This window comes from Novosphingobium sp. SG720 (genome assembly GCF_012275365.1).
In the GTDB taxonomy this organism is placed as follows: Bacteria; Pseudomonadota; Alphaproteobacteria; order Sphingomonadales; family Sphingomonadaceae; genus Novosphingobium; species Novosphingobium rhizosphaerae.
In genome coordinates, this window is the sequence record NZ_JAAZQN010000001.1 from 733,600 (window position 1) to 754,793 (window position 21,194).

The window sequence follows — 21,194 nt, forward strand, 5'->3', positions numbered from 1 at the left end:
GCTCGGCGTCGGGAGCGCCCCACTACCTTTGCCGTTTTGCCTTGGCAAGGGGGCAAATGTGGTTTTTTACGCAGCGTTGGCAAAGATGCGGTCGACCTCCATCACCAGGTCGCGCAAGTGGAACGGCTTGGACAGCACGCGGGCCTGCGGTGCCTCGCGATTGGCCTTGAGGGTGACGGCGGCAAACCCGGTGATGAACATCACTTTGGTGGAAGGGCTGATTTCGTTGCAGCGCTGGGCAAGCTCGATCCCGTCCATTTCCGGCATGACGATATCCGACAGCAGCAGGTCGAAACGCTCGCGTTCCAGCAGGGGCACGGCCGCGGTGCCCCGATCGACGGCCACCACGCTGTAGCCGGCGTTTTCCAGCGCGCGCGCCAGATAAGTTCGCATGGCTTCCTCGTCTTCGGCCAGCAGGATGCGGATCATGTTACCCTTCTGATTTTCCATGTCGTTTTCCAGATGCACCCGGCAGTCGCGCGTCGCCGTTGCCGGCGGGGCACGCAGCCGGGGTGCTGCTATAGCGCCCGGCGGGTTAACAATCTCCGGCCGCCAGCATCGGCTTTATCGGCCGCGTCCTTTGCCCGCTTTTGCACCCGTGGGGTTTTGACAGAACGCGCAAAGCATTGCAGCCAATGGGCATGGATGCAACCGATGGTCCCGCCCCTGATTCGTGCCGCGATGGGGCAGTGCCTGCATCCCATTCCTGTGTGCCTGCCACAAGCCAGGATAGCGTGACCCAGGCCGAAGGCGGCGCGATTCCCGGTGATGCAGGGCCGGCGTTTGTCTTGCATCGCCCGATGCCCGCGCCGATCCCTGTGGTCATTGCCGTGCCCCATGCCGGACGGGCCTATCCGCCAGGCCTGCTTGCCGCGATGCGCCAGCCCGCGCAGGCCGCGCAACGGCTGGAAGACCGCCTTGTCGATCTGGTGGCGCAGGCCGTGGCGCGGCAGACCGGCGCGGCCTTGCTGATCGCGCGCGCGCCCCGCGCGATGATCGATCTCAATCGCGCGCCCGACGATCTCGATCGCGAGATGATCCTGCCCGATCCCGCCTTGCCCGATTTTCCGCCGGTTGCGCGCGGGCCGATGGCGGCGCGCCGCGCGCATAGCGGGCTGGGCCTGGTGCCGCGCCGCCTGGCCGGGCTGGGCGATATCTGGCGCCAGCGCACCCCGGCAGCAGAAATCCAGGCGCGAATCACCGGCATTCATGCGCCTTATCACCTGGCCCTGGCGCAAGTGCTGGCCGACCTGGCATCGCGCTGGGGTGCGGCCCTGCTGATCGATTTGCATTCCATGCCGCCCCTGGCGCGGCGGGAAGAGGGGGAATTGCCACCCACCTACGTGCTGGGGGACCGATTCGGCGCGGCCTGTGCCGGCCCGCTGATGGCGGCGGCCTTTGCCCATCTGGCCGCCTGCGGCGCGCGGGCGGCACACAATCGCCCTTACGCCGGCGGTTATGGCTTGGAACGGCAAGCCCGGCGCGAGGCGGGGGTGCATGCGGTGCAGGTGGAAATCGACCGCAGCGCCTATCTCGATGCGGCGCTGGCCGAGCCGGGCGCAGGGCTCGCCGATGTGGTGGAAACCGTCACCGGGCTGGTGCGCGTGCTGGCGGGCGAAGTCGCCGCTCTGGGCCAGGCAGCGCAGCGATGGCCGCGCGCGGCCGAATAAGGCCAAGAAAAAACCACCTGGAGACGTATCTCCAGGTGGCCAAGGTTCAGGGAGGAGGTGCACCAAGTGCACCAATCAGACCGGGCCATGAGGGGAGCGCCGGCCTGATGTGATGAAGATAGGCAACACTTCCGAACCATGCAAGGGGGTGATGCAGAAATTTATTGCATTTGCCGAAAATCTTTGTTTGCTGGGCAGCCCTTTCCTGAACGGGCAATACATTTGCGGTTCAGTGATCGCGCCAAGCGCCCTGATTCTCACCATTTTTTGCAGAAAAAGCATCGCCGCGGCGCGTGCCGGGTGATCATCGCGCGTGCCATCGAGCACGAAAAAAGCCCCAGCCGTTGCCGGCGGGGGCTTTCTCGTTTGGGCTTTGGCGCCGGTCATCCGGCGCCAAAACGCACCAATGGCGTATTACAGCGCCGGCACGGCCACCGGGGCCGGAGCCTTGCCCTGTTCGGCCTGGATGCCGAAGATCGTGCTCATCAGGTCGAGCGAGAAGATGTGGGCATAGAGCAGCGGCAGCAGGCCGCTCTGCGCCCAGCCGCGCAGCACGTCGCCGCGGATTTCGCGCAGCTTTTCCTGGTTCACCATCTGGAACCCGCGATAGATGAACGGCTGGTCCACACCGGTCTGCTGGATGGCGACTTCGCCTTCCATCAGCAGGTTGTGCTTCTTGAGTTCATCGATGAACGCCTGCGTGCGCTGCCCAGCCTGTTCGAACTGTTCGCAGAACTGCAGGGCCTGCTTGGTCGCTTCGCTCGGCTGGTCGCCGTCGAACAGCGGCTCGCCATCCTCGAATTCGCCGACCAGGCCGCTCGACGGATCGAAGCACAGCGAAAGCTCTTCACTGTTGGGCGTGAGCTTGGCGAGCATGAAGGGATAGCGGCGCGCATAGGCGGGCAGGTAGATCGGTTGGTCGATCTTGCCTTCTTCATTGACGAAGACGTTCACGCCTTCGTTCAGGCCCATCAGCGCCAGCGGCACGGGATTGTCGCCCGAAGCGAAGATGATCGGGAAGTGGCGCGCAGCCTGCGGGAATTCTTCCACGGTCAGCGGCACGGCATGCTGGCCGATCAGCCACGGGGCCGATTGGGCGCCGCGTGCGCGCCACGTGGCGTGGTCGCGCGTGTTGAGCGGCATGAGGTCCTTGTAGAACAGGGGCAGGTTGGCTTGCGGCGCGCTGGCCATGAACTCTCTCCGAAAACGATAATGGGCCCGTGGCCAGCACGGGCGCGCGCCGGGCATAAGGCCTCAAGGGTGCAGTGACAAGCGCGAGGCCGCGCGGGACTGGGGGTTTATCGGCCGAAACGTGCCCGTTTCGGTGCTGGATACGAATGCCGTCCCCCCAGTGCGCCGCTTCAGATCAGCTTGCCGGGGTTCATCAGGCCTTGCGGATCGAGCGCCTGCTTCACTTGCCGGAGGATCGCCAGCGCCACCGGATCGCCCAGCCGCGCCAGTTCGTCGCGCTTCAACTGGCCGATCCCGTGCTCGGCCGAGATGGAGCCGCCCCACGCGGTGACCATGTCGTGAACCTGGTGGCTGATCGCCTTGCCATCGCCCGCTTCCCACGCGGCGCGATCGGCGCCCTGGGGCGCGATCACGTGGAAATGGATGTTGCCGTCGCCCAGGTGGCCAAAGCCGATGGCGCGGGTGCCGGGCCATTGCGCTTCCAGCAGCGGAACGGCTTCTTCTACAAAGGCAGGCATCTTTTCCACCGGCACGCTGATATCGTGCTGAACCGCCGGGCCAAGTGCCCGTTCGGCCGGTGCAATGGATTCGCGCAGGTTCCAGAACGCTTCGGCCTGGGTTTCATTGGCGGCCATCGTCGCATCGTCGATCAGGCCGGCCTCGAACGCCTCTTCCAGCACCCGCTGCGCCAGTTCGGGCAGGCGTTCGGCGCCATCGGCATCGGCAACCATCTCGATCAGCACGTGCCAGGGGTGGTCTTCGGCCAGCGGCTGGCGCGCGCCCGGCAGATAGTCGCGCACCGCGTCAAGGCTGTGCTGGGGCATCACTTCAAAGCCTTCCAGCGCCTGGCCGGCCAGGCGTTCGGCCAGCAGCAACAGCTCACGCGCCTTGGGCAGGCTCTGCGTGCCGGCCCACAGAACTTCGCGCGCGGCCACCGCCGGCTCCAGCTTGAGCGTGGCGGCCGTGACAATGCCCAGCGTCCCTTCCGAGCCAATCAGCAATTGCTTGAGATCGAAGCCGCGGTTGTCTTTCTTGAGCGGGACCAGCTGGTTGAACACGCTGCCATCGGGCATCACCGCTTCCAGCCCCAGCACCAGCGCGCGCATCGAGCCATGACGCAGCACCTGGGTGCCGCCGGCATTGGTGGAAACAAGGCCGCCGATCGTGGCCGAACCCTTGCCGCCCAGCGACAGGGGGAAGCGCAAGCCCTCGGCCTCGGCCGCTTCGTGCAGCACTTGCAGGATCACGCCGGCCTCGCACGTGGCGCTGCGGTTGGCGGTATCCACCTGGCGGATGGCATTCATGCGCCGCAACGAGAGCACCACTGCATGGCCGGTCTCGTCAGGGGTGGCCCCGCCTGACATGCCGCTGTTGCCGCCTTGCGGCACGATCGGCACGCCGTGGGTGGCGCACAGGCGCACCAGGGCGGCCACTTCCCCGGTGTTGGCAGGCGATGCCATCCCCAAGGCGCGGCCCGTGAAGCGCTGGCGCCAATCGGTCAGCCAGGGGGCGATCGTGTCGTGATCGGTGGTAAAGCCCTTGGCGCCCAGCAGGGCGGCGGCGGCTTCCAGGAACGGCGCGGTTTCCGCGCGGGGTGCAAGCGTTTCGACCATGGCCACCGGCTACGCGCCTGCGCGCCCGGCAGCAATTCCTTTTTCATCGTGGGCGGGTTAAGGCGCTGTTCAAGCGTCGGCTGCAAGGCAGGGCGCCAATCGGTTCGGGTCGGGTGCCAAGGGGGGCGCCGGGCCACGGACATGAGGGATCGTAGGTTCGTTGCCGATTTGCTGATGCCTGGTCTGGTCCATCCTCTCGTGGCCATGGCGGCGCTTCTGGGCGTTGCCGTTGGGCCTGATGCCGTGCCCGTGGCGCCGGCGGGACGGACTGTGCCGATCGTTCAGGCCGCGCCGGCCGCCATCGCACCGCAGCCCTTGCGCGATGGCGCCAGCGGCCCGATGAGCGAGGCTGCCCCCGATCTTCGCGACGGGCAGGGCACCTTGGCCGATAGCCTTTCGGAAGAACCTTGGCGCCAGGTGCGGATCGAGCAGCGCCTGATCATTCGCATCACCCCCGGCTTTGGCCGCGACTTGCCGCCGCCACCGCCCTTGCCCCAGCCATTGCTGGTGCCACGAGGCCGCCATGGCAACAGGGCCTGCGTGGCGCTCGGCGGGATCGGCGCAATCGCGCCGTCGGCATCGGATAGCCAGATCGTGCTCATGCTGCGCGATCGCCGCCAGGTGGTGGCGAGCCTGGAAAAATCGTGCAGTGCCCGTGACTTCTATGTGGGATTCTATGCCGAACGGAGCAGCGACGGCATGCTGTGCGCGGGCCGCGATTCGATCCATTCGCGGGCCGGCGCCACCTGCATGATCACGCGGCTGCAGGAAATGGGCCACTGAGCCACTCGCCGCTGGCGGCTTTCCTTGACTTTCCGGCAGGTTTCGGCATAGCGAGCCCGCAACGAGTGTCGGGCCGCGCATGGTCCGTCCTGGTGGCCCGGACCCATGGTGGCGTCGCGCGCACGGCGCTTCGTTGCCAGAAGGGCGGGCCATCCTGCTTTCGGAACATAATCTGCATGAAGTTTGCCGATCTCGGCCTCTCTGACGAACTGCTTAAGTCGGTTATCGACGCCGGCTATGACGAGCCGACTCCGATCCAGGCACAAGCCATTCCTTCCGTCCTGATGATGCGCGACATCATCGGCATCGCCCAGACCGGCACCGGCAAGACCGCCGGTTTCGTGCTCCCGATGATCGACATCCTGGCCCATGGCCGGCGCCGCGCGCTGATGCCGCGCTCCCTGATTCTGGAGCCGACTCGCGAACTGGCCGCCCAGGTTGCCGAAAACTTTGAAAAGTACGGCAAGAACCACGATCTCAAGATGGCCCTGCTGATCGGCGGGGTCCAGATGGGCGATCAGGTCAAGGCGCTGCAGGAAGGCGTCGACGTGCTGATCGCCACGCCGGGCCGCCTGATGGACCTGTTCGAGCGCGGCAAGATCCTGCTCACCGGTTGCGAACTGCTGGTCATCGACGAGGCCGATCGCATGCTCGACATGGGGTTCATTCCCGATATCGAGACGATCTGCTCCAAGCTGCCGGCCCAGCGCCAGACGCTGCTGTTCTCGGCCACGATGCCGCCGCCGATCAAGAAGCTGGCCGATCGCTTCCTGTCGAACCCCAAGTCGATCGAAGTGGCGCGCCCCGCCAGCACGAACACCAACATCGTGCAGCACAAGGTTAAAGTGGCTTCCCGTGCCAAGCGCGAGGCGCTGCGCCACCTGCTGCGCACCGACAATGTCACCACCGCAATCGTCTTCTGCAACCGCAAGACGACCGTGCGCGAACTGGCCAAGAGCCTCAAGAGCCATGGCTTTTCGGCCGGCGAGATCCATGGCGACATGGACCAGTCCTCGCGCAATGCCGAACTGCAGAAGTTCAAGGACGGGGTGATCAACATTCTCGTGGCGTCCGACGTGGCCGCACGCGGGCTCGACGTGAAGGGGGTGAGCCATGTGTTCAACTTCGACACGCCCTGGCACCCGGATGACTATGTCCACCGTATCGGCCGCACCGGCCGTGGTGGCGCCTTTGGCCGCGCGTTCACGCTGGTGAGCCCCGAGGATGCCGAAGCGATCGACAATGTCGAAAAGCTGACCGGCACCAAGATTCCGGTGATGGAGCTGGATATCGGCGGGGCCGAACCGGTCGAGCGCACGGAGCGCGCCGAACGCCCCGCGCGCAAGAGCAGCCGGGCCGAAAAGCCCGCCCGCGCCGAAAAGTCGCCCCGTGCGGAAAAGCCTGTCCGCGCCGAAGCGCCCGCCCAGGAAAAGCCGGCCCGCCGCCGCAAGGATGCCCCGGCATCCGAGGCGCCGCGCCGCGCCGAACCCGCGCCGCGCGAATCGGTTGCCCGCGAAGAGGCGCCGCGCCAGCAGGCCGAGCGCCGCCGCGACTATCGCGCCGATCCGCCCAGCGCACCGGGTGACTGGAACGGCCCGATCCCCGGCTTCCTGCACGTTTCGGCGCTTTGACCCGCACGCGCCGTTTCCACGCGGCGCGGCTGGCTCTGATCCTGGTGGCCCTGGCCGCCGGGGCAAGCGTTTTGGCCTGGTCGATCGGCCAGGGCCACACGGATGCTGCATCCGCCCCGGGGGCAGCGTCCGCACCGGTGGCGATCACCCTGGCTGGCCGCGTTACCGATGCAGCCCATGTGCTGTCACCGGACGAAGTGGCCCAACTCGATCGTGCGCTTGGCGATTTCGAGCGGCGCACCGGCCATCAGATGGTGGTGGTGACCGCACCCGGCCTGGGCGGCGCAGACATTGCCACGTTTACGCGCGCCCTGGGCAATGCCTGGGGCATCGGTCGCAAGGGCGTTGACGATGGGGTGATCGTGCTGGTGGCCCCGGCCGAGCGCCAGGCGCGGATTGCGGTGGGCGACGGGCTGCGCAGCGCGCTCAGCGATGCCGATTGCGCCACGATCATGCAGCAGCACATGGTGCCCCAGTTCCGCGCCGGCCATTATGGCGCGGGCGTGATTGCGGCCGTGGCGGCGATCCGGGCCAAGCTGGCCTGAACGGCCGGCTGGTGCCGCGGCGCATAGGCTTCCCCGTTGTGAAATAATGAGAAAATGAGACTGGCTGGCGCGAAATCGCGGGCTGGTTTCATGATGCTGTCACCAATCGGTGGCGGGGAAGGGCGGCGCGTTGGGCCGGCATGGCTCAACCGGAACCGATGGGGGTCTCATGCGTCGCCTTGCTCTTTCCCTGCTGGCAGCAGCCAGCACCTTGCCGTTCGTGAGCGTTTCAGCCCTGGCCGCCGCACCCGCCGCGTCGGGTCCAGCCGATACGGCCAGCGCCGATCCTGCCGGTGCCACGGGCGAAGCCGTCAATGTCGTCCAGGGCGATATTGTCGTGACCGCGCAAAAGCGGGAGCAGAAGCTCAAGGACGTGCCGCTGACCGTCTCGGCCGTCACGCAGGACCGGCTGAATCAGCTTGGGGTATCCGAACTGGGCGAGATGGCCGCTTTCGTGCCGGGCCTGCAGATCCAGAAGCAGAGCGCCAACAACCCCGGCTTCGTCATTCGCGGGATCACGTCGGACAGCGGCTCTGCCCAGGCCGGTTCGCGCGTCTCGGTCTACTACAACGGCGTGGATATCAGCCGCGCGCGGGGCGCCTGGCAGGATCTGTTCGATATGGAGCGGATCGAAGTGGTCAAGGGGCCGCAGGCAACGCTGTTCGGCACGGCGGCCGAAGTGGGCGCGGTCTCGATGATCTCGGCCCATCCGCGCGCGGGCTTTTCCGCCGGGCTCAACGCCAGCTACGGCAATTACAACAGCACGCGCATGTCGGGCTATGTCAACGCGGGCAACGATACGCTGGCTGGGCGCGTGGCCTTTTCGCACAAGTATCGCCACGGCTACACCACCAATATCCAGCCCGGGCAGGATGACCTGAACGGCGAAAACGATTGGGGCGCGCGCGCTTCGCTGCGCTGGACCCCGACCGCCGCGGTCAAGGTCGATCTGGTCTATACCTATGACCGCCAGCGCGACCCGGGCACCGGCTTCACCAGCCTGGTCTATCCCACCAGCCAGGGTGCGTCCGATCCGTTCGGCACCACCCAGCTGTCCGGATCGCCTTACAGCGCCAGCGCCCTGGGCGCGGCCAAGCTGGGGATCAACCGCGATGTGCACGACGTCAACCTGACGGGCACGGTGCAAGTGGCGCCGGGGCTGACGTTCACCACCGTCAACGGCTTCCGCACGTTCCATTCGCACGAAGTGTTCGACGCCGATGGCAGCCGCGCGTTCTATCTCGAATTTGCCGAAGACGCGCAGGGCGAACAATATAGCCACGAAGGCCGCTTCAACTACGACAGCACGCATTGGCGCGCCACGTTCGGCTGGAATGCCTTTGTCGAAAACAGCTTCCAGAAAGTGCCGTTCTCGACCGATGAAGGCACCTACCTGGCCTGCGCCGCGATCAGCAGCTTCGCCGCGTTCCAGAAAGTGCTGTCCGCCTATGGCGTGGGCACGGGCACCGGTTGCGTGAATGCCAACGGCGTGGCCACCAACGCGGCCGGCCAGACCGCGACCTATCTGCTGACCGGGGGCAAGGCATCGAGCCTGCCTTACACCTCGAGCTACATGAACAAGGGCGTCAACAAGACCTTTTCGGTGTTCGGCGACGTGACGTTCACCCCCACGCCGCGCCTGGAAATCACCGCCGGCGCGCGGTTCCTGCTCGAACACCGCAAGTCGGAATACAGTTCGGTCCAGCCCAATTCGACGATCCTGGCTGCCTATGGCGTCAACACCAGCCTGCTCGGCGTGGTCAGCACCAATGGCGGCCTGTTGATGGCAGATCGCAACTATCACGCCGTGCTGCCGCGCGTGAACGTGCTCTATCGTCTCAGCCCGGATGTGAACCTCTACGCCACGATCAGCGAAGGGCGCTATTCGCCGGTGCTGCAGGTTACGGCCAAGACGGCGACCACGGCCAATGTCCTGCCGATCCCGGCGGAAAAGCTGTGGAACTATGAAGCCGGCATCAAGGGCCGGATCGGGCCGTTCAGCGGTGCACTGTCGGCGTTCTATCAGGTTTACAGCGGCTTCCAGGTGACCGTGACCACCAATGGCGTCACCACCACGCAATCGGCGGGCAGCGCGCACAACCCTGGCGTGGAATTCGAAGGGAACTGGCAGATCAGCCCGATCCTGTCGGTCAACGGCATGGCGGCTTGGCTGCACGGCCGCATCGATGGCAGCAATGCGCTCAGCGCCTATGCCGGCAACCATTTCCGTCTCCAGCCCGATTTCAGTGCGGCCCTGGCGGTGAACCTGCGCGTGCCGCTGGGCCAGGATCGCCTGTTCTATTTCGCGCCCAACTGGAACACGCGCTCCAGCGTGTTCTTCGAAATGCCCAACAAGGCGGCGATTTCGCAGGGGGCCTATTCGCTCACCAACTTGCGTGCCGGCTTCGAACTCGGGCCACAGGGGCGCTATGCCGTGGGTGGCTATGTGCGCAACCTGTTCAACCGCCACTACCTGCTCGATGCCGGCAACACCGGCGGCAGCTTTGGCGATCCCACCTATATCGCGGGCGAACCGCGCATGTACGGGATCGAAGCCAGCGCCCGCTTCTGATCACGCCGCACCTTGGCCATACAGGACAACGACCATGCAATTTCACCGTCGTGATATCATCAAGACCGCAATGCTGGGTGCCGGCGCCCTGCTGGCGCCGGATTGGGCACGGGCGGCCGCGCTGATCGGCGCGCGCGGGTTCACCCATTCGGTGGCCAGCGGCGAACCCGGCGCCCACGAAGTGCTGCTCTGGACGCGCTATGTGCCCACCGATGGCGGCGTCGCCGATCTGCGCGTCGAACTTTCCGAGACGGAGGATTTTGCCCGCGCCTTCGCCGGTGGCACGATGCAGACCGGGCCGTGGCGTGATCATACGGTCAAGATCGTCGCGACCGACCTCGCCGCGGCGCGGCGTTATTTCTATCGCTTCATCGCGCCTGATGGCACCCGCTCGCCTGTGGGCCGCACCCGCACGCTCCCCGCCGATGGCCAGCAGCCCTGGCGCGCCGCGGTGTTCTCGTGCTCCAACCTGCCGTTCGGCTGGTTCAATGCCTATGCCCATGCGGCTCAGAATGATGCGTTCGACTGCACCATTCACCTGGGCGACTATTTCTATGAATATGCGCCGGGTCATTATCCCGAAGGGGCCGATGCGGTCGCGGGTCGTGCCATCCTGCCCGATGCCAACACCGTGCACGTGGCCGATTACCGCCTACGCTTTGCCAGCTATCGCGCCGATCCCGATCTGCAGGAATTGCATCGCCGTTTTCCGATGATCGCACAGTGGGACGACCATGAAAGCGCCAACGACAGTTGGTCTGGCGGCGCGCAGCACCACGATCCGGCCACCGAAGGCGATTGGGGCGTGCGCAAGGATGCCGCGATGCAGGTCTATCGCGAATGGATGCCGGTCAGCGAGGCGCCGTGGAAGGCCTATGACATCGGCGGGTTGGCCACGCTGTTCCGCACCGAAACGCGGCTGCTCGGCCGCACCCAGCAGCCCGATGTGGCGCCGCTGTTCAAGGCGGCCGATCCCATCGCCGCGCTCAAGGCATTTCGCGATGGCGCCTGGCAGGATCCGGCGGCCACGATGATGGGCAGCGAGCAGGAAGCCTGGCTGGCCGGCGCCATGCAAGCCTCGGTCAAGAGCGGGCGCCCGTGGCAGATCGTGGGCTTTGGCACGATCATGGGGCAAACCGTCATGCCCGCCAGCGCGCAGGATTGGCTGGCCAACGAAGTGGCGCCGGTTGCCGCCTATCTCAAGAGCGGGATGGCGCAGGCCAAGCTGGGCCTGCCGTTCAACTATGACAGCTGGGGTGGCTATCCGGCGGCGCGCGCGCGGTTCCTGCGCAGCGCGCAGGCGCTGGGTGGCAACACCGTGGTCATTTCCGGCGATAGCCACAACGCCTGGGCCTATAACCTGCGCCAGGATGGCCATGCCGCCGCCGTGGAATTTGCCGGGCACTCGGTCACCTCGCCCGGATACGAGCACGACGTGCGCACCGCGCCCGATACGGTGGCGCGTGGCCTGGTCGGCGCCAATCCCGAACTCGCCTGGTGCGATACGGCGCGGCGCGGTTACATGGCGCTGACCGTGACGGCGCAGGCGGTGACCAACGAGTGGATCATGGTCGATACCATCCGCCAGCGCAGCCCGGCCGCCAGCGTGGGCCATCGCGCCACCGTGCGCCTGGGTCGCAACGCGATGGAGGCCTGAGCGTTTGATCCGAAACTGCGTCCATGACGCAGTTTCGGATGGTTCGGCACCGGCCCGCTCCCGAACTTCACATTCGCCGATCGGCGAATGTGAATTGGATTCAGCGCTTCAACTGCTTGGGCATCAGGAACACGACATAGCCCTTGAACTGTGGTTCGTGGGCCAGGGCAGGGGGCGGTGTCCAATCGCCGCCTTCGGCCAGGGCCACGCGGAACGGCAGGGGGAAATGCGCCATCTTGCGGAAATAGGCGTCATACCCCGGTATCGTGCTGCGCCCCTGATAGGTCTGCACCACCACTTCGTCGATCACCGGCTTGAGCCGGGCCAGCGCGGCCGGATCGCCATTGGCGCTCCAATCCATCAGCCCGGTGATGGAAAGGCGCCAGGGGCGGGGCAGATGCGCGCGGGCATCGGCCAGGAACGCGGCATAGCGATCGAGGCCTTGCGTCGCCGCGTCGAAATCGATCTGCAGGCCGGCCAGGTGGTTGCCGGCGGCCTGCCAGCGTTCCATGTCCGCGACGATCATCGCCCAGGTGCGCGGGTTCAGGTCCAGCCGGTCGATCCGCACCACCAGCCACAGATCGGCATCGGGCAGGCGCGGCAGCCCTGCGCGCAGCCGGGTGAAGCGCGCCGGGCCGGGCCGGCGGCGCACTTCGCCATCGAGCAGGTAGAGTGTGTGGGCGTGCAGATCGGCGGCCGGGCGCACGCCGGGCCACACATAGAACGCGTCGAAGCCGTGGGCGTCGACCTTCGGCTCGTCCGGCTTGGTTGCCGGCGTTTCCACCGGCTTGGGTTGCTGGCGCTGGCAACCCGCCATCAGGGCGAGCGCGGCCAGCACAAGGGCGCGCCGCTTCACCAGTAATACCGCAGGCTCTTGGCCCATCGGCTGGTGGGATAGCGGGCCTTCAACTCGTCATACCAGGCCTTGCGCTGCGCCTTGGAAACCTGCTGCGCCTGGTAAGCGGCGTAATCGGGCGTCGGCCCGGCGCAGCCATTGGCACCTGACGGCGCATAGCACATCACCGCGCGATAGAGCGCATAGGCGCGCAGATCGGCTGCCGCGCTCTTGTCGGCAATGATCGCGGCATAGATCGCGTCGCGCGAAAGCATTGGCCCACGAAACTGGTCCTTGCCCCGGCCCAGTTGCTCCACCTTTTCAAATGGGGTGTAGAGCGCGAAGCCGTCGAACCCGTTGAGGCGGTAGAATTCGCCCAGGCACAGCCGCGCGGTCTGGTTGGCCGGATCGCGTGCCAGCGTGGCGGCGGTTTGGGCCAGTGGCGGGCAGGGCAGCACGTCGGACCATTGCCCTCGCGTAAAGCGCTGCGCGGGCGGCGTCGCCAGGCCGGCGCCATACCACGCCGTCAAGTCGACTTTGGGATCGGCCGGCACCAGCGCCAGGTCGCGAGTGAAATCGGCATAGGCGCCGCGCGTCAGGCCTTTGTACAGCAACGTGAATCGCGCCACGTTGCGTTCCCCGTCGGGCCGGCCGGCATCGGCGGCATTGGCGCGCAGCGTGGCCGGCGCGGCCATGGTCTGCAGCATCAGCTGGCGCAGCGTCGTGTCCTTGATCGGCGAGGCGCTGGCCAGGGCCTGGTCGATCCGCCCATCGCGCTGCCAGCGCAGAGCCAGGCCCAGTTGCGCCAGTGGCCCCTGCCACAGCCCCTTGGCGCCGCCCATCAGTTCCTGCCAGAAGCCGGCCTCGTTGGCATCGTGCGCCTTGGCCAGCGCCATGCCGCGCAAGACCTGGCGGCTGAACGCCAGCGGCGTGTAGCTGGGCGCGCGCCCCGCATCGGGCAGGCGGGTGAGGATGCTGCGCGGTGCTTCGCCGGCGTAATAGGCGCGCGTGGCATCGAGCAGCCCATAGAGATCGTCGTGCCCCGCAAACGCTGGCGCCTGCGCCGCCAGCGTTTGCGCGTCGAGCGGCATGGGCTTGGCCGGATCGAGCGGGCGCATTGCCTTGAGATCGGCAACGGCCATGAGCAGCGGCGTCTTGCCACCGCCGACCACGGCTTTCACGCCATCCTCGCGCTGGAGCAGCGTATTGTCGATTTCCTCGGCCAGATCGGCAGCGGCCTCGCTGTTGCCTGGCGTGGCGCGCAGCATGGCCTCATAGCTTTGCGCCAGCGCGGCGTCCTGCCCGGTCAGCCACAGGACGCGCCGCTTGAGGCCTTGCGCCGAGGCGGCATAGCGGCCCTGCGGATAGGACTTCAAATAGCGGTCGATCGCTTCGCCCGCCGCTTGTGCCTGCGTCTTGTCGACTTTTTCCAGTCCGGCAAAATCGCCATATTGATCGATGGCACCGGCCACCGCTGCGCGCAGGGCGACGCGGATCTTCATATAGGCGGCGGTTTCGCGCACCCACGGCGAAGGGCTGGACTCCAGCTTGGCAAAACTGCTGCGCGCGTTGGCGTAATGCCCACGATAGAAATCGTCAGCGGCACCCAGATACATGGCGTATGAACCCGCAAGATCATCGGGAAAGACGTCGGCGGGAATGGGATCGGGGCAACCGACCTTGGCCCGCGCGGTCATCAACATATCGCGGTAGAACTGGGGCACTTTATCCGCTGCCATGGCCGCAGCAAAGACATCCTGCGCAGCCTTGGGTGCTGCGCACTCGCTGGCCGGTTCGGAGGCGGCGGTTTCCGGCTGGGGCGCTTGCGGCCACAGCGTTTCGCGCAGGCCCTTCCAGCTGAAGAACACGTGGCCCAACTGGCCATCGTCCCAATCCGGCTTGGCATAGCTCACGCCCGCGTCGCTCACGGGCGCCAGGCTGCGCATCAACAGCAGCAGGTTGATCCGCGTGTCGTTGCCGGGGCTGAGCATTGCGCGGCCTTCGCAGGCGTAATCGGGCGCATCGAGTCTCCAGACCGGCGAGCAGGACGAATCCGCACAGGCCCAGGCAACGGTTGCCGCCAGTACGCTCGCCCCGGCCAGGGCCGTCGCGCCAACCCAAGTTCTGGCCGCCCCTCGCTGCCACCCCCGCATCGCTTGCCCCCTTGCGGCCTGGCTCAGGCCGGTTTCACGAAACTGTCGAGTACGCGCTTTTCCCCGGCGCTGTCGAACAGGATTTCCAGTTTGTTGCCTTCCTGGCTCTGAACCGTGCCGTAACCGAACTTGTCGTGAAACACGCGCGCTCCCACAGCCACATCGCTGCGCGGCTTGCTGGCGAAACTGGCGGCGCTGCGCGTCGATTCGGCAATCTTGCGCGGCTTGGGATCGAACATCTGGTTGGCCGCGCGCTGCCAGCCCGGCCCGCGCGTGCTGGCCTTGACCGGATGGTTGCGGGCCACGTCGGCAAAGGGATCGCTCGCTTCGCTCCAGTTGGCGCGCCACATCGACGCCCCACCCGACAATGTGGTTTCCTGCTCGATATGGTCCTCGGGCAGTTCCTCGATGAAGCGCGAGGGGATGGCGCTGGTCCACTGGCCATAGATGCGGCGGTTGGCCGCGTGCAGGATCGTGCAGCGCCGCCGCGCCCGCGTGATCGCCACATAGGCAAGGCGCCGCTCTTCCTCCAGGCTGGCGAGCCCCCCTTCATCCAGCGCGCGCTGCGAGGGGAACACCCCTTCTTCCCAGCCGGGCAGGAACACCTGGTCGAATTCCAGGCCCTTGGCCGCGTGGATGGTCATGATCGTGACCTTCTCCTCGTTGGCCGCCGCCTCGTTGTCCATGACAAGGCTCACATGCTCCAGGAAATCCCCCAGCGTTTCATATTCTTCCATCGCGCGGACGAGTTCGGACAGGTTTTCCAGCCGGCCATTGGCCTCGGCGGTCTTCTCGGCCTGGAGCGCGCCGGTATAGCCGCTCTCGTCCAGGATCGTGCGCGCCAGTTCGGCGGGCGAGAGCGTCGCCACCTGATCCCGCCAGCGCAGGAAATCGCGCACCAGCGCCAGCAGGGTGTTGCGCGCGCGGGCGGGCAATTCGTCGGTATCGGCAATGTCATAGGCCGCGCGCAGCAGCGGCACCTGTTGCGAGCGGGCAAAGCGGAACAGCTTCTCCAGCGTCTTGTCGCCCAAACCGCGCTTGGGCGTGTTGAAGATCCGCTCGAACGCCAGGTCGTCCGAAGGTTGGCCCACCAGCCGCAGATAGGCGAGCGCGTCGCGGACTTCGGCGCGTTCGTAAAACCGGAAGCCGCCGACGATGCGATAGGCGAGGCCGATCTGGATGAAGCGGTCTTCGAATTCGCGCGTCTGGAACTGCGCGCGCACCAGGATCGCCACGCGATCCAACGGGCAGCCCTCGCGCTCCAGCCGCTCGATCTCCTCGCCCACGCGGCGCGCTTCCTCGGGCGCGTCCCACACGCCGATCACGCGCAGCTTGTCGCCGCCGTCCTGCTCGGTCCACAATTGCTTGCCCAGCCGCTGCGCGTTCTCGGCAATCAGGCCCGATGCCGCGCCCAGGATATGTGGGGTGGAGCGATAATTCTGCTCCAGCCGGATCACCTTGGCGCCGGGAAAATCCTTTTCGAAGCGCAGGATATTGGCCACTTCCGCGCCGCGCCAGGAATAGATCGACTGATCGTCGTCCCCCACCACGCAGATGTTCTTGCGCACTTGCGCCAAGAGCCGCAGCCACAGGTACTGCACCGCGTTGGTGTCCTGGTATTCGTCCACCATGATATAGCGGAAGCGGTCCTGCCAGGTTTGCAGCACATCGCGATGCTGGCGAAAGATCGTCAGCATGTGCAGCGTCAGGTCGCCGAAATCGCAGGCGTTGATGGTGCGCAGCCGGTCCTGATAGAGGCCATAGAAATGCGCGCCGCGCCCATTGGCATAGGCTTCGTTTTCCCCGGCATCCAGGTCGGCCGGGGCAAGCCCGCGATTCTTCCAGCGGTCGATCAGCCCGGCCAGTTGCTTGGCCGGCCAGCGCTTGTCATCCACGCCTTCGGCCTGGATCAACTGCTTGAGTACGCGCAACTGATCATCGGTATCGATGATGGTGAAGGAACTGGTCAGCCCGACCAGTTCGGCATGGCGGCGCAGCATCTTGGCCGCGATCGAATGGAACGTGCCCAGCCAGGGCATGCCTTCCACCGCCGGGCCGATCAGCTGCCCCACGCGCTCGCGCATTTCGCGCGCGGCCTTGTTGGTGAATGTCACGCACAGGATTTGGGAAGGGTAAGCCAGGCGCTGGCGCAACAGGTTGGCGAGGCGCGCGGTCAGCGCGGCGGTCTTGCCCGTGCCGGCGCCGGCCAGCATCAGCACTGGCCCGTCGGTGGTCAGCACGGCCTCGCGCTGCGGCGGGTTCAGGCCGGAAAGCCAGTCGGGTTCTGTTCCAGCGGCATGGGAAGGGGGGGCAAAGCTTGTCACCGTGGAACAAGTAGGGAACTGGATGCGCGCGCGCAAGGCGGATTTGCCCCGAGCCATTTGCCATCGGACGCGGTGATTGCCGGTTATTCATCTGTCATACATCAACAAAAACACGGTTTGTCGTATGCCAGGGGCAAGTCGATCGGCTGATCGACGCAAGATCACGCCTTGCCGATTGGGCGGAAACGAAATGAAGGGATGGGGCGTAACTTGGACAAATTCTGATCTTGGGAACAGGAGAAGATCCCCATGCGAAAGATCATGTCTATCAGCGCTTTTGCGCTTGCCGTTGCTTCGATCCCGGCTGCACTGCACGCCCAGTCGGCCGCCACCACCCCGCCCGCGACTGCGGATGCGGCCGCTGCCGCAGCGCCTGCCGGGCCGTTTTCGATGACCACCGAGCAGAAGGGCCAGTATGATACCTGGCCGGCCGATCTGAAGGCCAAGTATGATGCCTGGCCTTCGGCCCAGCAGGAATACTTCTGGTCGCTCAATGCTGACCAGCAGAAGGGCTGGTGGGCGCTGAACGATACCCAGCGTGGTCAGGTCTATGCGATGACGCCCGACCAGCGCGCCCAGATCTGGCCGTCGATCGTGGCGCAGGTCCAGGGCCGTGCCACGGCATCGGCTGCCGGCAGCACGCCGCCGGCGCCCGCCGCCGGAACTGACGCCCAGGGCAGCACTTCGGGTGGCATGGCGGCCAACACGGCGCCTTCGCCCGTCCCGGCGGCGGATGCTGCCACGGACAGCGGCAGCAGCGCGACGGCCGGCAGCAACAGCCAGTACGCTGCGAACAGCGATACCAGCGCGATGCCCGCCAAGAAGTATCCGGTGTGTTCGCGCACCGTCACGGACAACTGCCGCAACCGCGGCGGCGTGTAACCGATAAGCCCTGAAGGGTCGCAACACTGTTGCCCTGACAATGGGACGGGCCAACGGGGAAGGGGTGCCGGGAAACCGGCGCCCCTTTTGCGTGCGGTGCACAAGATCATTGTTCGCTTGACAACGCACCGGCCGGCGGGAACGTCGCGTGCGTTATGACCGCGCCCACCCCGCTCCACGCCGTCCATCCTATCCGCCAGCACGCCCGGATTCTCGCTGCCAGCCTGGTTGGTACGGCGGTCGAATTCTATGACTTCTATATCTATGCCACGGCTGCGGCCCTGGTGATCGGTCCGCTGTTCTTTCCGGCCCAGGCGCCCGAGGCGCAAGTGCTGCTTTCGTTCATGACATTTGGCCTGGCCTTCGTGGCGCGGCCGGTGGGGGCCATCGCGTTCGGCCATTTCGGTGATCGCGTGGGGCGCAAGTCGACCCTGGTGGCCAGCCTGATGCTGATGGGCGGATCGACCATGCTGATCGCCTTCCTGCCGACTTATGCCATGGCTGGGCCAGTGGCGCCCGCGCTCTTGTGCCTGTTGCGCTTCGGCCAGGGCTTTGGCCTGGGCGGCGAATGGGGCGGGGCTTCGCTGCTGGCGGTTGAAAATGCGCCCAAGGGCTGGGAAGCGCGCTTTGGCGCGGCGCCGCAATTGGGCGCGCCGCTCGGCTTCCTGTTTGCCAACGGGCTGTTCCTGATCCTTGGACTGACTTTGCCCGAAGCCGCCTTTGCCAGCTGGGGCTGGCGCGTGCCGTTCCTGGCCAGCGCGCTGCTGGTCGGCCTGGGCCTGTGGGTGCGGCTCAAGATCGGGGAAACCGCCGCCTTCCGTGAAGCGGTGGAAGCCGCGCCTCCGCCCAAGGTCCCGGTTGGCCGCCTGATGGCCGATCATCCCGGTGCGGTCTTGGCCGGCATCGCGGGCGTCGTCGCCTGCTTTGCCATCTTCTATCTCGCCACCACTTTCGCGCTTTCATTTGCCACCATCAAGCTCGGCTATGCCAAGCAGGAATTCCTGGCGGTGCAACTGGCCGCCAATTTCTTCCTGGCTGCGGGCATCGCGCTGGCGGGCTGGTGGGCAGACAAGCGCGGGCCGGCCGCCGTGCTGCGCGTGGGCGCGGGGCTCACGGCGCTGGTCGGGCTGGTCTTCGGCCTGGGGCTGGGATCGGGGCATCTGCCGGTGGTCTTTGCCACGCTGGCCCTGGCGCTGTTCGTGATGGGGCTGGTCTATGGCCCGCTCGGCGCCTGGCTGCCCACGCTCTATGCCGTGCCGGTGCGCTACACCGGCATTTCGATCGCGTTCAACGTGGGCGGGATCATCGGCGGCGCGCTGGCGCCGTTCGCGGCACAATTGCTGGCGGCGCGCGGTGGCACGGCCAGCGTGGGCCTGTTCCTGACGGTGGCAGGGGCGGTGACTTTGGCGGGTGTGCTGCTGGCGCCCAAGCCAGCGCGCTAGGGGCCTGTCCTGAGCCTGTCGAAGGGCGCCAGCGCTGCCCTTGTCAGGCCTTCAAGCGCAGCAACGTGAGCCGTGCCTTGCCCACCTTGCGTTCGCTTTCCACTTCGCAGGCCTTGATCTGCGGCGCTTCGTCGGCGTGGGTTTCCAGGCTCACCCAAGTGCCTTCGCCGATCCAGCCCAGCCGGACCAGCTTGTCCACCGCCACCGCGCCCGCGCCGGAGCCATAGGGCGGATCGAGCAGGATCAGGTCCAGCGGTTCCTTGACCGGTCCCAGCGACAGGACGGACGAGGCGCGCACATCGGCCTGGGCCTGCACGCGGAAGGCGGTGAGGTTGGCACGGATCGCGCGGATGGCGGCCGCGTCCTGTTCCACGAACAGGCAATGCGCCGCCCCGCGCGACAGCGCTTCCAGCCCCAGCGCACCCGATCCGGCAAACAGATCGGCCACTTTGAGGCCTTCGAAATCGCCCAACCGGCTGGTCAGCATCGAAAACAGCGTCTCGCGCGTGCGGTCCGACGTGGGGCGGGTGGTGTCTCCGGCGGGCGCGTTCAGCTTGCGTCCGCGCCATTGCCCGGCAATGATACGCATTCGTTCAATTTTCCGTGTTGGGCGTGGCCGGCTTGGCGGGCTGGGCACTCTGGGCCGGCTGGGCTGCCTGCGCGGGCTGGGTCTTGAGTGTCTTGCGGAAGCGCTCGACCAGAACCTGCGGCACTTCCTCGGCCCCGCCGCGGGGCAGGTCGGCCAGCTCGAACGGGCCGTAGGCGGTGCGCAGCAGGCGCGAGACCTGCAGGCCCAGATGCTCCAGCACGCGGCGCACTTCGCGGTTCTTGCCTTCGGTCAGGGTCATTTCGATCCACTGGTTGCGGCCGGTGCGCCGCTCCATGTTGGCGTCGATCTGGCCATAGTGAATGCCTTCGATCTCGATCCCCTCGATCAGCTCTTCCAGCTGGTTCTGCGAGATGTCGCCAAAGGTGCGGGCGCGATAAGTGCGCGGGATGCCCGTGGCGGGCAGCTCCAGTGCGCGCTTCAATTCGCCGTCGTTGGTCAGCAGCAGCAGGCCCTCGGTGTTGAGGTCCAGCCGTCCCACCGGCATCACGCGCGGTGTGCCCGGCGGCAGCGCGTTGCGCAGCGCGTTGTAGATCGTGGGCCGACCCGAGGGATCGCGCTCGGCCGTGATCAGGCCGGCCGGCTTGTGAAAGCGGAACACGCGGGTGGGGGCGGCGGCAGCGATCAGCTTGCCGTCCACGCTCACACCCTTGAGGTTCTTGAGAATCGTGGCGGGCGTGGTGACGAGTTCATCGTTCAGGCGCACGCGCCCTTCGGTGATCAGGCGCTCCACTTCGCGGCGCGAGGCAACGCCGGCGCGGGCGAGCAGCTTGGCAATGCGCTCGCCCTCGCGGCCTTCCTCGCGCGGCTGGGCCGGCGCGGCGGCGGGCTTGGCTGCGGGCCGGGCAGCCGCCTTGGCCGGATGGTTGGCGATGCGGAACGGGCGTTCGCCCTGCTGCGGGCGGGTGAGCGAGCTGGCCTGGGCCATGCCGCTCGGCCGATCGTCGCGCCGCGCAGCGGGCTTGGGCGCAACCGGCTTGGGGCTCAGCTTGCCTTCGATCTTGGCCGCGGGCCGGGCCTGCGGCTTGCCCGCCGGCTTGGCCGCGGGCTTGCTGCTGTCACGCGGCGCGGCGCGGTCTGCGCGCGGCGCCGGCTTGCCATCGGGACGGCGTGTACTTGCGGCCTTGTTGGAAGCGGCGGGCCGTCCCGGGCGGCCGCTCCTGCCTTTTGGGGGAAGTGTCATCGCCGGCCCATAGACCATTGCCGCCTTTGCGTCAAAGTGGCGGCGGATGGGGGTGCTTGGGGCTTCGACAAGCTCAGCCCGAACGGCACCTCGGTCGTGAAATCCG

At 66.7% G+C, this 21,194-nt stretch carries 17 protein-coding genes; 8 read left to right on the plus strand and 9 right to left on the minus strand.

The window, feature by feature from the left end; genetic code table 11:
- Positions 1-66: 66 nt before the first annotated feature.
- Positions 67-429, minus strand: a complete 363-nt coding sequence (locus FHW94_RS03390; protein ID WP_168555437.1) for a cell cycle two-component system response regulator CpdR — start codon at positions 427-429, stop codon at positions 67-69.
- Positions 430-734: 305 nt separating this feature from the next.
- On the opposite strand from FHW94_RS03390, the gene FHW94_RS03395 reads away from it, so the two are divergent.
- Positions 735-1,670, plus strand: coding sequence for an N-formylglutamate amidohydrolase (locus tag FHW94_RS03395; RefSeq protein ID WP_248290247.1), 936 nt, complete (start codon positions 735-737; stop codon positions 1,668-1,670).
- Between the two features lie 75 nt (positions 1,671-1,745).
- Here FHW94_RS03395 and FHW94_RS03400 read toward each other — a convergent pair whose 3' ends face one another.
- The 3 genes from FHW94_RS03400 to FHW94_RS03410 all read right to left on the minus strand — a co-directional run bounded on the left by FHW94_RS03400 (position 1,746) and on the right by FHW94_RS03410 (position 4,474).
- Positions 1,746-2,057, minus strand: coding sequence for a hypothetical protein (locus tag FHW94_RS03400; RefSeq protein WP_168554347.1), 312 nt, complete (start codon positions 2,055-2,057; stop codon positions 1,746-1,748).
- A gap of 27 nt (positions 2,058-2,084) precedes the next feature.
- Entirely contained in the window at positions 2,085-2,861 is a 777-nt protein-coding gene (locus FHW94_RS03405) for a SapC family protein (protein ID WP_168554348.1), read from the minus strand.
- Positions 2,862-3,031: 170 nt separating this feature from the next.
- Complete coding sequence (locus tag FHW94_RS03410; protein WP_168554349.1) at positions 3,032-4,474, minus strand: FAD-binding oxidoreductase; 1,443 nt, start codon at positions 4,472-4,474, stop codon at positions 3,032-3,034.
- Positions 4,475-4,615: 141 nt separating this feature from the next.
- Here FHW94_RS03410 and FHW94_RS03415 point away from each other — a divergent pair, with 141 nt between their 5' ends.
- The 5 genes from FHW94_RS03415 to FHW94_RS03435 all read left to right on the plus strand — a co-directional run bounded on the left by FHW94_RS03415 (position 4,616) and on the right by FHW94_RS03435 (position 11,662).
- On the plus strand, positions 4,616-5,257 hold the full coding sequence (locus FHW94_RS03415) for a hypothetical protein (RefSeq protein ID WP_168554350.1): 642 nt from the start codon (positions 4,616-4,618) through the stop codon (positions 5,255-5,257).
- Between the two features lie 176 nt (positions 5,258-5,433).
- Positions 5,434-6,888 (plus strand): DEAD/DEAH box helicase, encoded by a 1,455-nt coding sequence (locus tag FHW94_RS03420; RefSeq protein ID WP_168554351.1) that lies wholly within the window; start codon positions 5,434-5,436, stop codon positions 6,886-6,888.
- Complete coding sequence (locus tag FHW94_RS03425; protein WP_168554352.1) at positions 6,885-7,433, plus strand: TPM domain-containing protein; 549 nt, start codon at positions 6,885-6,887, stop codon at positions 7,431-7,433. Before FHW94_RS03420 ends, FHW94_RS03425 begins: the two co-directional genes overlap by 4 nt.
- Before the next feature lie 169 nt (positions 7,434-7,602).
- Positions 7,603-10,005, plus strand: coding sequence for a TonB-dependent receptor (locus FHW94_RS03430; protein ID WP_168554353.1), 2,403 nt, complete (start codon positions 7,603-7,605; stop codon positions 10,003-10,005).
- A 34-nt stretch (positions 10,006-10,039) separates the two neighbouring features.
- Positions 10,040-11,662 (plus strand): alkaline phosphatase D family protein, encoded by a 1,623-nt coding sequence (locus tag FHW94_RS03435; protein ID WP_168554354.1) that lies wholly within the window; start codon positions 10,040-10,042, stop codon positions 11,660-11,662.
- Positions 11,663-11,762: 100 nt separating this feature from the next.
- Here the strand turns inward: FHW94_RS03435 and FHW94_RS03440 are convergent, their stop codons facing one another.
- From FHW94_RS03440 to FHW94_RS03450, 3 genes are all read right to left on the minus strand, one after another.
- Positions 11,763-12,518, minus strand: coding sequence for a DUF3142 domain-containing protein (locus FHW94_RS03440; RefSeq protein ID WP_349237428.1), 756 nt, complete (start codon positions 12,516-12,518; stop codon positions 11,763-11,765).
- Entirely contained in the window at positions 12,515-14,488 is a 1,974-nt protein-coding gene (locus FHW94_RS03445; RefSeq protein ID WP_246865864.1) for a hypothetical protein, read from the minus strand. Before FHW94_RS03445 ends, FHW94_RS03440 begins: the two co-directional genes overlap by 4 nt.
- 185 nt (positions 14,489-14,673) lie before the next feature.
- Positions 14,674-16,974, minus strand: a complete 2,301-nt coding sequence (locus FHW94_RS03450; RefSeq protein WP_349237429.1) for a UvrD-helicase domain-containing protein — start codon at positions 16,972-16,974, stop codon at positions 14,674-14,676.
- A gap of 249 nt (positions 16,975-17,223) precedes the next feature.
- Here FHW94_RS03450 and FHW94_RS03455 point away from each other — a divergent pair, with 249 nt between their 5' ends.
- Positions 17,224-17,856, plus strand: coding sequence for a hypothetical protein (locus FHW94_RS03455; protein WP_168554358.1), 633 nt, complete (start codon positions 17,224-17,226; stop codon positions 17,854-17,856).
- 155 nt (positions 17,857-18,011) lie between these two features.
- Positions 18,012-19,298, plus strand: coding sequence for an MFS transporter (locus FHW94_RS03460; protein ID WP_168554359.1), 1,287 nt, complete (start codon positions 18,012-18,014; stop codon positions 19,296-19,298).
- 43 nt (positions 19,299-19,341) lie between these two features.
- Here FHW94_RS03460 and rsmD read toward each other — a convergent pair whose 3' ends face one another.
- On the minus strand, positions 19,342-19,887 hold the full coding sequence (gene rsmD / locus FHW94_RS03465; RefSeq protein ID WP_168554360.1) for a 16S rRNA (guanine(966)-N(2))-methyltransferase RsmD: 546 nt from the start codon (positions 19,885-19,887) through the stop codon (positions 19,342-19,344).
- 4 nt (positions 19,888-19,891) lie between these two features.
- A complete protein-coding gene (locus FHW94_RS03470; RefSeq protein ID WP_246865865.1) occupies positions 19,892-21,088 on the minus strand; it encodes an RNA pseudouridine synthase in 1,197 nt (398 codons plus the stop codon).
- Positions 21,089-21,194: the final 106 nt, after the last annotated feature.